This is a genomic window from Reyranella sp., from assembly GCF_965227665.1.
In the GTDB taxonomy this organism is placed as follows: Bacteria; Pseudomonadota; Alphaproteobacteria; order Reyranellales; family Reyranellaceae; genus Reyranella.
On record NZ_OZ245767.1, the window covers coordinates 4,809,759 to 4,821,955 of the forward strand.

Annotated in this window: 10 protein-coding genes; 2 read left to right on the plus strand and 8 right to left on the minus strand. The window is 66.2% G+C overall.

The window, feature by feature from the left end:
- Positions 1 to 66: 66 nt before the first annotated feature.
- The 8 genes from ACO07I_RS23260 to ACO07I_RS23295 all read right to left on the minus strand — a co-directional run bounded on the left by ACO07I_RS23260 (position 67) and on the right by ACO07I_RS23295 (position 9,258).
- Positions 67 to 957 (minus strand): ABC transporter permease, encoded by an 891-nt coding sequence (locus tag ACO07I_RS23260; RefSeq protein ID WP_422011590.1) that lies wholly within the window; start codon positions 955 to 957, stop codon positions 67 to 69.
- Positions 958 to 962: 5 nt separating this feature from the next.
- Entirely contained in the window at positions 963 to 1,904 is a 942-nt protein-coding gene (locus ACO07I_RS23265) for an ABC transporter permease (protein WP_298307515.1), read from the minus strand.
- 9 nt (positions 1,905 to 1,913) lie between these two features.
- Positions 1,914 to 3,431 (minus strand): ABC transporter substrate-binding protein, encoded by a 1,518-nt coding sequence (locus tag ACO07I_RS23270; protein ID WP_422011593.1) that lies wholly within the window; start codon positions 3,429 to 3,431, stop codon positions 1,914 to 1,916.
- Positions 3,428 to 4,507: an ABC transporter ATP-binding protein gene (locus ACO07I_RS23275; protein WP_422011595.1), complete on the minus strand. Its 1,080-nt coding sequence runs from the start codon at positions 4,505 to 4,507 to the stop codon at positions 3,428 to 3,430. Before ACO07I_RS23275 ends, ACO07I_RS23270 begins: the two co-directional genes overlap by 4 nt.
- Positions 4,504 to 5,487, minus strand: a complete 984-nt coding sequence (locus ACO07I_RS23280) for an ABC transporter ATP-binding protein (protein ID WP_422011597.1) — start codon at positions 5,485 to 5,487, stop codon at positions 4,504 to 4,506. Before ACO07I_RS23280 ends, ACO07I_RS23275 begins: the two co-directional genes overlap by 4 nt.
- Positions 5,488 to 5,518: 31 nt before the next feature.
- A complete protein-coding gene (locus ACO07I_RS23285; protein ID WP_422011599.1) occupies positions 5,519 to 7,324 on the minus strand; it encodes a gamma-glutamyltransferase family protein in 1,806 nt (601 codons plus the stop codon).
- A gap of 50 nt (positions 7,325 to 7,374) precedes the next feature.
- The gene (locus ACO07I_RS23290; RefSeq protein ID WP_422011601.1) at positions 7,375 to 8,256 is read right to left on the minus strand and encodes a YgfZ/GcvT domain-containing protein; all 882 of its coding nucleotides are present in this window, start codon (positions 8,254 to 8,256) and stop codon (positions 7,375 to 7,377) included.
- A 90-nt stretch (positions 8,257 to 8,346) separates the two neighbouring features.
- Complete coding sequence (locus ACO07I_RS23295; protein WP_422011603.1) at positions 8,347 to 9,258, minus strand: hypothetical protein; 912 nt, start codon at positions 9,256 to 9,258, stop codon at positions 8,347 to 8,349.
- 526 nt (positions 9,259 to 9,784) lie between these two features.
- Between ACO07I_RS23295 and ACO07I_RS23300 the strand changes: the two genes are divergently transcribed.
- The gene (locus ACO07I_RS23300) at positions 9,785 to 10,777 is read left to right on the plus strand and encodes an MDR family oxidoreductase (protein WP_422011605.1); all 993 of its coding nucleotides are present in this window, start codon (positions 9,785 to 9,787) and stop codon (positions 10,775 to 10,777) included.
- A gap of 38 nt (positions 10,778 to 10,815) precedes the next feature.
- Positions 10,816 to 12,141: an aspartate aminotransferase family protein gene (locus ACO07I_RS23305; protein WP_422011607.1), complete on the plus strand. Its 1,326-nt coding sequence runs from the start codon at positions 10,816 to 10,818 to the stop codon at positions 12,139 to 12,141.
- Positions 12,142 to 12,197: the final 56 nt, after the last annotated feature.

The following is a 12,197-nucleotide window of genomic DNA, read 5'->3' on the forward strand; positions in this document are numbered from 1 at the left end:
CTTCGTCTGGTAACGCTATACCTTCGTATAGGAAGGCACCCTCCGGAGAGCGGCGCCGGCGCCCGGCTATTTGTGCCGGGGATCGAGCGCGTCGCGCAGCCCGTCACCCAGCAGGTTGAACGACAGGACCGCGAAGAAGATCGCGAAGCCCGGCCAGAAGGCCATCCATGGTGCCTGGGCGATGAAGCGCTGGGCGGAGTTCAGCATGCTGCCCCAGGACGGCGATGGCGGCTGCTGGCCCAGTCCGAGGAACGAGAGCGCCGCCTCGGCGATGATCGCGCCGGCAATGGCGAGCGAGGCCTGCACAAGGAGCGGCGGCACGATGTTGGGCAGCACGTGGCGCAACGCGATGCGCCAGTGCGGATTGCCGACGGCGCGGGCCGCCTCGACATAGTCCTCGACCCTGGCCGCGATGGTCTGGCCGCGGGTCAGCCGGATGAAGACGGGCGTGGCGGTGACGCCGATCGCGATCATCGCATTGCTGAGGCTCGGTCCGAGGAAGGCGGCCAGCGCGATGGCCAGGATCAGGAACGGAATGGCCAGCATCGCGTCGACGATGCGCGATAGGACCGCGTCGATCCACCCGCCGGCATAGCCCGCCAGCAGGCCGAGCGGCACGCCGATGCCGAGCGCGATGCCAACCGACACGAGTCCGGCGCTGAGCGAGGCGCGGGCGCCCCAGATGATACGGGCCAGAACGTCGCGGCCGACTTCGTCGGTGCCCAGCCAATGGGCCCATGACGGCGGCTTGCGGACCTGCGTGAAGCTGGTAGCGATCGGATCGTAGGGCGAGATCAGCGGCGCCAGGATCGCGACCAGCACGAAGAGCACAACGACGACCAAGCCGAACATCGCGCCCTTGCGCCGCTTGAGCCGGCGCCAGGCGCGGGCCCAAGGGTTTTCCTCGCGCGCATCCTGGGCGGCGGTGGCGGGGGCCAGGGTGGCGGCGGCAGTCATCGAATTCAGCCTCTCAGCCGCGGGTTGACGAGCACATACGCCACGTCGGCCAGCAGGTTCAGCACGATGTAGGTCGTGGCCGTCACCAGCACGACGCCCTGCACGACCGCATAGTCGCGGTTGAAGACCGAATCGACGATCAGCTTGCCGAAGCCGGGGATCGTGAAGATCTGCTCGGTCAGGACGGCGCCCGACAGAAGCGTGCCGAACTCGAGCGCGCCCAACGTGATGACCGGTGTCATGGCGTTGCGCAGAGCATGCTTCAGCACGACGCGCCTCTCGTAAAGGCCCTTGGCGCGGGCCGTCCGGACGTAGTCGGCGCCCATGGCCTGCAGCATGGCGCTGCGCGTGTGCCGCATCAGCACCGCGGCGATCGCGTTGCCCAGCACGAAGGCCGGCATCACCGTGGTGGCGAGGCTGGCGCGCCAGTCCTCGCCCAGCCGGACATAGCCCGAAGCCGGCAGCCAGCCGAGCGTCACCGAGAACAGGAAGATCATCAGGATGCCCAGCCAGAAATTGGGCGTGCTAAGGCCCCACAGCGCGAAGATATTGGCGCCGTAGTCCCAGGCCGTGTCCTTCTTCACCGCCGAGATGATACCGGCCGGGATACCAATGCCGAACGCCACGATCAGCGCCATGGCGGCGAGCTGCAGCGTCACCGGCAGCTTCTCGGCGACCAGGGACGACACCGAGCTCTTGAGCCGCATCGACTCGCCCAGGTTCCCGGAGAGCACGCCTTTGATCCAATAGAAGTACTGGACCGGGATTGGCTCGTTCAGCCGGTACTGCTCGCGGATCTCCTCGAGCACCTTCGGATCGCGCTCCTCTCCCGCCATGATCAGCGCCGGGTCGCCCGGCAGGAGCTGCTGCAGGCCGAAGATCAGCATCGACACCAGGATGAGCGTCGGGATGATCTGCAGCAGTCGCTGGGAGAGGAAGGTCAGCAAGGGTCGGTCTTACTTGAGCTTGACGCCGACGACGCGGATCAGCCCGTCGGGCATCTGCTTGTAGCCATCGACCCGGTCGGACAGCGCGACCAGCACGCGGCGATGGTACAGGTACTTGATCGAGCCTTCGGGCAGGTACTTGGCGGTGATCTTCTCGTAGATCTTCTTGCGCTCGGCCGGGTCGCTCTTGATGCGCGCCTCGTTGTGCCAGGCGTCGACCTCCTTGTCGCAATAACCGGAATTGTTCTGCGGCTGGCCGCAGACGTGGAAGATGTAGGAGTTGCCGTCGGGGTCGCTGCGGCCCGACCAGCCAATGAGATAGAGCTGATAGTCGCCGGTCTCGGACTGCTTCAGCGAGGTGGCGAACTCGGTGACTCGGATCTTCAGGTCGAAGCCGGTCTCCGCGACCATCGACTGCAGCACCTCGGCGACCTGCCTCGTCTCGGGGTTGTTCGGCACCATGAGGTCGAGCGACATGCGGCCGGTGACGCCCGCCTCCTTGAGCAGGGCCTTGGCCTTGGCAACGTCGCGCTTCGGCACCGGGAAAGCCTGCTGATAGTACGGGTTGGTCGGGTTGATCCACTGGTTGCCGACGACGAACTCGCCGTTGAAGACGACCTGGTTCAGTGCCTCGCGATCGATCGACAGTTCGAAGGCCTGGCGGACGCGGGCGTCCTTGGCCAGCGGCGTATCGGCCTTCGGACCGTTGGACAGGTTGATGGTGAGGCCCTGATAGCCGAGCTCGACCGCCGTCACGAGCTTGAGCTTGGGGTTGTCGCGCACCGTCTTGATGTCGGTCGCCAGCACGCGCTCGATCATGTCGAGGCTGCCCGAGCGCAGGTTGGCGAGACGCACCGTCGAGTCGGTGATCGGCAGGTAGGTGATCTTGTCGATGAAGACCTGGTCCTTGTTCCAGTAGTCGGCGAACTTCTCGACAACGATGCGGTCCTGCTGGACCCGCTCGACGAACTTGTAGGGGCCGGCGCAGACCGGCTTCAGGCCGAACTTGTCGCCGGCCGCCTCCGCCGCCTTGGGCGAGACCATCATGCCGGCGCGATCGGTGAGCTGCGCCAGCAGGGGCGAGAAGGGCTCCTTGAGATTCAGTTTGACGGTGGCGGGATCGACGACCTCGATCGACTCGATGGAGGCGAGCTCGGGCCGGCGGAACGAGCCCTTCATGTTGAGGTGGCGTTCGAGGCTGTACTTGGCGGCGGCCGCGTCGAACGTCTCGCCGTCATGGAACTTCACGCCGGGGCGCAGCTTGATGAGCACCGTTTTGCCGTCGGCCGAGGTCTCGTGGCCGAGTGCGAGCTGCGGCACGATCGCGAGTTTCTCGTCGATGTCGAACAGCTTGTCGCAAATCGAGGAGAAGACGATGCGGCCGACATAGGTACGGGCGAGCGACGGGTCGAGCACGTCCGGGTCCTCGGCGAGGCCGATGCGCAGGTTGCTCTGGGCGGCCGCGCCGGAGAGGGCAAGGCCCATGAAGGTGGCGGCCAGGGTCAGGCGACGAAACGTCTTTTTCATGTTGCCTCCGTTTGGTTCGTGACGAACGCCGCCTGCAGGCGGGCCAGCCGCGTGCGGTCTTCGCGATTGCCCGTGCCCTCGGCGAGCGGGGGCGCGGGAGGAAGGTCGGGCCACCACGGACAGGCAGTAGCGTGACCAGCGCCGTCATCGGTTAGTTCCGGCGCATCGATCCTGCACGATTCGCGGGCGTAGAGGCACCGCGTATGGAAGTGGCAGCCGGGTGGCGGATTCATCGCGCTCGGAATGTCGCCTTCCAGCAGGGCGCGCTCGCGAACCACGGTCGGATCCGGCTGCGGCACGGCCGACAGCAGCGCGCGCGTATAGGGGTGGCGCGGGTGGCGGAAGAGCTCGTCGGTTGTCGCCGTTTCCACGATCTTGCCGAGATACATCACGGCGATGCGGTCGGCGATATGCTTCACGACTGCAAGGTCGTGGCTGATGAAGACATAGGCCAGTCCAAAGCGTGCCTGGAGCGACCGCATCAGGTTGATGACCTGCGCCTGGATGGAGACGTCGAGGGCCGAAACCGGCTCGTCGGCCACGATCAGTTTCGGCTCGACGGCAAGCGCGCGGGCGATCGCCAGCCGCTGACGCTGGCCGCCGGAGAATTCGTGCGGGTAGCGCCGCGCATGCTCGGGCCGCAGGCCGACCAGCTCCAGCAGCTCGCCGACGCGCACGCGTCTTGCTGCCTCGGTCGCGGCGAGCCCATGCAGCATCAGGGGCTCGCCCAGCATGGCGCCCACGGTCATGCGCGGATTGAGCGAGGCGTAGGGGTCCTGGAAGATCACCTGCATGTGCCGGCGCTGGGCGCGCATCCGCGACTCCGGGAGGCCGAGAAGATTCTGGCCCTCGAAGCGGACGCTGCCGGCCGTCGGCTCCAGCAGGCGCAGAACGAGACGGCCGACCGTCGACTTGCCGCAGCCCGATTCGCCGACGATCGCCAGCGTTTCGCCGGCGTCGACATGGAAGTCGACGCCATCCACCGCGCGGACATGGCCGGAGACGAGGCCGAAGGCACCGCTCTTCACCGGGAAGTGCTTCTGAAGCCCCCGAACCTCGAGCAGGGCGCCGCTCATGCCACGACCTGCGATAGCGGGGCCCGACGGCAGCGTGAAAGGTGGCCGGGCGCGACTTCCACGAGGGCAGGCGGTGCGGCAAGGCACGCCGGCTCGACGAAGGGGCAGCGGGCGGCGAAGCGGCAACCCGGAGGCGGCCGGGTCATGTCGGGTACACGGCCCTCGATCGAGGGCAGCCGGTCGCGCTTCTCGTCGAGCCGCGGGATCGAGCCCAGCAGCCCGACCGTATAGGGATGCTCAGGACGCGCGAAGAGATCGCGCACGGCCGCGCGCTCGACGATCTGCCCCGCATACATCACGGCCACGTCGTCGGCCATTTCCGCCACCACGCCGAGATCGTGGGTGATCAGGATGATGGCGGTCCCGGTGTCGCGACGCAGGCCGCGCATCAGGTCGAGGATCTGGGCCTGGATGGTGACATCGAGTGCCGTCGTCGGCTCGTCGGCGATCAGCAGCTGCGGGCCGCAGGCCAGCGCCATGGCGATCATGGCGCGCTGGCGCATGCCGCCGGAAAGCTTGTGCGGATAGTCGTCGATGCGCTTCTCGGGCGAGGGAATGCGCACCAGCTTAAGCACCTCGATGGCGCGCGCCCGCGCCGCCGCCTTGTCGAGGCGCTGGTGGCGCTGGATCGCCTCGATGATCTGGTCGCCGATCGTGTAGGAGGGATTGAGCGAGGTCATCGGCTCCTGGAAGATCATCGCGAGCCGCGCGCCGCGCAGGTCGCGGATCAGATGCGCATCGAGGGTCAGCAGATCGCGCCCCTCGAACACGACCTGGCCGCCGACCTTCGAATTCTCCGGCGGCAGCAGACCCATGATGGCGAGCGACGTGACGCTCTTGCCGCAGCCCGACTCGCCAACCAGACCGAGAGTCCGGCCCCTGCCCAACGCCAAATCGATGCCGTCGACGGCATGGACGACGCCATCGTCGGTGGCGAAGTCGACCGTCAGTCCGCGCAGTTCCAGCAGCGCTTCACTCATCGACGAGCGCGCGCCCGTTTCGTGGAAGCACTCATCGGCCCGCCGCGTAGCCCTGCATGCCGCGTGGGTTGGCGGCGGCCTTGCGCCACGGATCGTCGCGCGTGGCGGCGGTGAGACGGCCCTCGGACCAGTCGTCGTTCACCTCGACCTCGTGGCCGCGCTTCCTGAGCTCGTCCACGGTCTCCTTCGGAATCCGGCCTTCCAGCACCAGCACGCCCGGTCGCGCGGTGCGCGGCCAGAAGGAGGAGGGGAAGTGCTCGCTGTGCCAGGCCGGCGCATCGATCGCCTCCTGCAGGTTCATGTCGCAATGGACGTGGCGCAGGAAGTGCTGCGTGACCCACTGGTCCTGCTGGTCGCCGCCCGGTGAGCCCCAGACCATGTACGGCTTGCCGTCGCGATGGGCCAAAGTAGGCGTGAGCGTGCTGCGCGGCCGCTTGCCCGGCGCCAGCGAGCCCGGAAGCCCTTCCTCGAGCCAGAACATCTGGCCGCGCGTGCCGAGCGGAAAGCCCAATTCGGGAATGACCGGCGAACTCTGCAGCCAGCCCCCCGAGGGCGTGGCCGAGATCATGTTGCCGTCCTTGTCGATGATGTCGAAATGGACCGTGTCGCCGCTGGTCTGTCCGACGCGGCCGACCGTCGGCTCGCCGGCGCCGCTCGACGCAACACCGAGCCGCACGCCGTCGGCGCGGCGCAGCTTCACCACGCCGCCGAAACCGTCGACCTTGCCGGGCCGCTGCTCCATCGAGGCGTAGGCCGGGTCGACCAATTCGCGGCGCTCGGCGTTGTAGGCGTCAGACAGCAAAGTCTCCATCGGCACGTCGACGAAGGCGGGGTCGCCGTAGAAGACCTCGCGGTCGGCATAGGCGAGCTTCAGGCATTCGACCTGCAGGTGGATGAAATCGGGGCTGGTTGGATCCATGCCGTCGAGGTCGAAGCCCTTCAGCAGGGCGAGCTGCTGCAGAACCACCGGGCCCTGCGTCCAGGTATGCGCCTTGCAAACCGTGTACCGACCGTAATCGTAGGTGAGGGGCGCTTCGATCGTGGCCTGCCACTTCGCCATGTCCTGGCCGGTCAGCACGCCCTTGTTGGGCCGGCCCGAGACGTCCATTACCTCCTGCGTGCGGCAGAAATCGTCGATCGCCTCGGCGACGAAGCCTTGATTCCAGGCTTTCCGCGCACGCTCGATCTCCGCTTCGCGACCACCGCCGCCGGATTCGGCCTCCTTGAGGATGCGGGCATAGGTATTGCCCAGCGTGAGGTTGCGGAAGAGCGAGCCCGGCTTCGGCACATCGCCACCCGGCAAGAACACCGCGGCCGACGTCTTCCAATGGGTGCGGAACTGCTCGGCGACGGTGGCGATGGTCGCAGTGGCGCGCTCGACGATGGCATGACCGTTCAACCAGTAGCCGATGGCCGGCGACAGCACGTCGGACAGGCGCATTGTGCCGTAATCGCGCAGGACCAGCATGTAGGCATCGAAGGTGCCTGGAATGCAGGCAGGCAGAAGACCGGTGCCCGGAATGAGGTCGAGGCCGAGGCCCTTGTAGTGGGCGATGGTCGCGCCGGCGGGCATCGGGCCTTGACCGCAGACGACCTCGGTCTTGCCGCGTCGCACGTCGTGCAGGATCAGCGGTGCGTCGCCTCCGGGACCGCAGAGATGCGGTTCGACGACCTGCAGGGTGAAGGCGGTGGCCACGGCCGCATCGAAGGCGTTGCCGCCCCGTTCGAGGATACCCATGCCCACCGCCGTCGCGATCCAGTGCGTGGAGGTGACGACCCCGAACGTACCGACGATTTCCGGTCGTGTTGTGAAGGGATTGGGATTGATGAGCTTCACGGTCTTCTCCTCGCGCAGGCGGCGCGGAGGGACCTTAAAGCCGGTGGCCCTTAGCCGCCAGAGGTCGCCGGATCGGGAAGGCGCATCCACGGCGGGGTTTCCGGCACGATGCGAGCGTCACCGGCGGTAAGCGGGGACCCGTTGCCGCGCGCCGCATCGAGCCGCAGCATGGCCAGGGCGCGGTCGCCCGTGCCGGACCGCAGTTCACCGACCTCCTCGCCATCGCGATGGACCGGCGTGCCAGGCTCGGGCAGGGCGCCCTCGACTCGCACGGGAAAGAGCCTCTTCTTGATCAAGGCGCGGTACTTGGTGCGGGCCGTCAGCTCCTGGCCCATGTAGCAGCCCTTCTTCCAGTCGACGCCGTTCAGTTCGTCGAAGCCGTTTTCCAGAAGCAGCGCTTTCTCGACTTGGAGATCGCGGCTGCCGTCGGGCACGCCGAGCGGCAGGCGCAGCGCGTCATAGGTGGCGAGCGGCGCTTCCTCGAAGCCGCGGGCTGTGAGAAGCGCAGACGCCTGGCCTGCCGGAGCGATCACGCGCACACCGAGCGTCTCGAGGCGAGGATCGGTGAACGAGGCCGCCCCCACACCGAGCGCCCGGGATGCGCCGTCTCCGAAAACCGCCGCGACTTCCAGCGATGCCCCCAGATCCTCGACGGTGACCTTGGAGCGGAGGGTGTACATCTTGAGCTTCTTCGCGAGCGCCGGCGCGCGCTCGCGCTCGGTCTCCAGAAAGAAGGTGTCGTTGCCAGCGTCGACGACGAACATGTCGTTGAGGAAGCGCCCCTGCGGTGTCAACAGCGCCGCCCATATGGCCGAAGCCGGTGCGACCTTTCGGGTGTCGTTGGAGATCAGGCCCTGCAGGAAGTCGACGCGGTCGGCGCCGGCGACGGAGATGACGCTGCGATGGGGCAGCAGGCTGAAATGGGACGGCATGACGGTCAGAGTTGGGGGCGAGCCCTCGGCTTGGCAAGCGCCCTATGACCACTGATTAAATGTGGGTTTGACCGGTGTGAGGGCGGGACCTCAGGCAGAGGCTTGCCGGATCGGGCGACCGTCGTTGGGATGGGCGAGCCGCAGCGGCGCAGAACGTTGGACGGGCCACGCGAAGAGGCTGCAATCGACACCCATTTCGCCCAATCGTGCGATCGCCTCGTCGCGAATGGATGGATCGGCCAGGCGATCCCGCTCGGTATCCTCGGATGCCCGCATGTGGCTGCTCTGACCATCGCGCGTTCCATCGAGGGAGTTGCCCAGTTTGGTCTCGATCGCGCGCATATGCTCCTTCCGAACCAGCCGCACGGCCGCGCGCAGCATCGTCCATTCGCGCCGAGTTCCGGAGAAGTGGTCCAGCAGGTACTTTGCAGTTTCGACCGGTCGGTCGATCAGGGTCTCATAGGGAATCAACTTCACGAGGTCGGGATGGCGGACGGCCTGGACTTGGTAGGTGATGAACTGCCGGGCGTAGGAGATCAGTGCCGCGCCGAAAAGATACTCGCGGAAGGACATGTCGGCGACGGGGCGACCACGAAACAGGTAATACGCCGGGTTCACATGCGCCTGACAGTAGCGGAAGTAGGAATATGCCTGGTCGATCGGGTTGCGATACACAAGCGCGATCGGTCCTCCGCGGCCCTTTCGCGCCGCACGCTCCATCGCGGGCACCTTGACGGGGGCATATTCGTAGGTCGCGAGGTCTACGGGCGTGTGCCGGTAGCTCGCTTCTTCATGGAGGCAGTCGTAGCCAGGTACGTGAAAGGAGGTCTGTCGCCACCAATGGCTGGCTGGCAGCAAGTCCTGAAAGCCCGGACAGACCGTATGACCGATGAACATGTGCTCGGTCGGTAGTGTCCCGGCTACGCGAAACAGTGGCCCGCCTCTGAAGCGGCCGAAGTCGAAGGCCGGACCCTTGGGATTGCCGACGACCTCGCCGGTCAACAGATCGTCCAGTCGGCCGCCCCGTTCGAGGTGACAGACAAAGGAGAAAAGGTAACGCAGGAACCAGGTGCCCGAACGTGGCACAGTCGACAGGACAGGGAGGTGATAAGTTCCGAACATGCAACCGGTACGCAATGAGCGTCCCTTGTCTCCCCATAATCAAATTCTCAGTTTACCTTATCAGTCCCGAAGCATTCGCGGCGCCTCTTTTTTGCATTGTCGCACTCGTAGCGGTGCAAATCATCATGCGCTTTCCAAATGTGCTTCATTCTTGGGCAAGTAGCCGCATTATGAGGCGAGGGACGGACCAAAGCGGCTCGGTGGACTGGGGCTGGCGTCGAATGCGCTTCATTGATGCGTTCACCGCTGGTCTTGGATCGCTTGTCAGTAAGCTGCGCGAGACTCTGGTTTGCCTCCTCCGCCGGACCGACCCGCCGGTACGACCGGCGAAACGGGACCTTCGCGGAGACTGTTTAAGCGTCTGCGGCCTTGCTAGACAGCGGCTTCCATTTGTTGAGGAGCTCCCATGACCTTTCGCGCACTTGTCCTGACCCAGGGTGCAGACCGCAAGGTCAGCGGCGCCATCGAAACCCTGCCCGAGGACAGGCTGCCGGCGGGAGATGTGGTCGTTGCGGTCGACTATTCGACCCTGAACTACAAGGACGGCCTCGTGCTGACGACCGGCGGCGGACTGGTCAAGACCTGGCCCCATGTCGGCGGCATCGATTTCGCGGGCACCGTCGAAAGCTCCGAGAGCGCGACTTTCAAGGCCGGCGACAAGGTCGTCCTGAACGGCTATCGCGTCGGCGAACTGCACTGGGGCGGCTATGCCGCCAAGGCGCGGGTGAAAGGTGACTGGCTCGTCAAGCTGCCGGCCGGCCTCTCGACCCGGCACGCAATGGCAATCGGCACCGCCGGGTACACTTCCATGCTCTGCGTCATGGCCCTGGAGAAGCACGGCATCGACCCCGCGAAGGGCGAGATTCTGGTCACGGGAGCAGCCGGCGGCGTCGGCTCGGTCGCCGTCGCGATCCTGGCCAAGCTGGGTTACAACGTGGTCGCTGCGACCGGCCGGCCCCAGGAGGGCGAGTATCTGAAGTCGCTCGGCGCCACAACGATCATGGACCGCAAGGAACTCACCGAGGCGCCGGATCGTCCGTTGCTGGCGGAGCGCTTTGCCGGCGTGGTCGACACGGTTTCCGGCGTGATGTTTGCCAAGGCCCTGGCCCAGGTGAAGTACGGCGGCGCGGCGGCGGTCTGCGGTCTCGCGGCAGGTCCATCATTTCCGGGCTCGATCCTGCCCTTCATCCTGCGCGGCGTTTCCGTCTACGGCATCGACTCGGTGATGCTGCCGAAGGCGCCGCGTGAGGAAGCATGGCGTCGTCTTGCTACCGATCTGCCGCTCGACAGGCTCGACAGCACCGTGAGCGAGGCGGGGCTGGGCGATCTCATGGCGCTGGCCCCAAAAATCCTCAAAGGAGAGATACGCGGCCGCGTGGTTGTCGACGTCAACAAGTGATAGCGTAACCTCAAGTTCACTTACCCGAAGGTCTGCCGATGACGCCGTCGAACACCGCGCCTGCCGCCAACAATCTCGAAGCGTTCTTCATGCCGTTCACCGCGAACCGGCAATTCAAGAAGAACCCGCGCATGTTGGCCAAGGCGAAGGGTGTTCACTACTGGACGCCGGAGGGTCGCAAGATCATCGACGGCACGGCCGGCCTGTGGTGCGTCAACGCCGGTCACGGCCGCGAGGAGATCAAGGCGGCGATCGCGAAGCAGCTGGATGAGATGGACTATGCGCCGTCGTTCCAGATGGGCCATCCCAAGGCCTTCGAACTGGCGGCGCGCCACGCCGCCCTCCTGCCCGGCGACCTCAACCACGCCTTCTATTGTAATTCCGGTTCCGAGGCGGTCGACAGCGCGCTCAAGATCGCGCTGGCCTATCATCGCGCCAACGGCCAGGGCACCCGCACGCGTTTCGTCGGCCGCGAGCGCGGCTACCACGGCGTCGGCTTCGGCGGCATTTCCGTCGGCGGCATGGTCAACAATCGCAAATGGTTCGGCGCGATGCTGCCGGGTGTGGACCATCTCCCGCATACGCATCTGCCGGAGAACGCCTTCTCCAAGGGCGAGCCGGAGAACGGCGCCCATCTCGCAGACGCGCTGGAAGGCATCGTCGGCCTGCACGACGCTTCCAACATCGCTGCCGTCATCGTCGAGCCCTGCGCCGGCTCGACCGGCTTCCTGCCGCCGCCGAAGGGCTACCTGAAGCGCCTGCGCGAGATTTGCGACAAGCATGGCATCCTGCTGATCTTCGACGAGGTCATCACCGGTTTCGGCCGTCTCGGCGCGTCCTTTGCGGCCGACAAGTTCGGGGTGATTCCCGACCTGATGACGGTCGCCAAGGGCATCTCCAATGCCACCGTGCCGATGGGCGGCGTGTTCGTGCGCAAGCACGTGTTCGACGGGCTGATGAACGGGCCGGAGAACGCCATCGACCTGTTCCACGGCTACACCTACTCGGCCCATCCGCTGGCCTGTGCCGCGGCGTCGGCCGTGCTCGACATCTACCGCGACGAGGAGTTGTTCGCCCGGGCGGCAGAGCTGTCGCCCTACTGGGAAGAGGGCATCCACTCGCTGAAGGGGCTGCCGAACGTCACCGACATCCGCAATCTGGGCATGGCCTGCGGCATCGACCTGGCGCCCGAGGGTGCGGTCGGCACGCGCGGCTACAAGGCCTTCGTCAAGGCGTTCGACCTGGGCCTGATGGTCCGCCAGTCTGGCGACGCCATTGCCATGTCGCCGCCCCTGGTGATCGAGAAGGCCCAGATCGACGAAATCGTCGAGATCACCGCGAAGACTATCAAGGCGGTGGCCTGACGCCCCGGCGCAGCTTGCACATGGCGTTCTATACGGGGCGTCGCTAGAACCTGTTC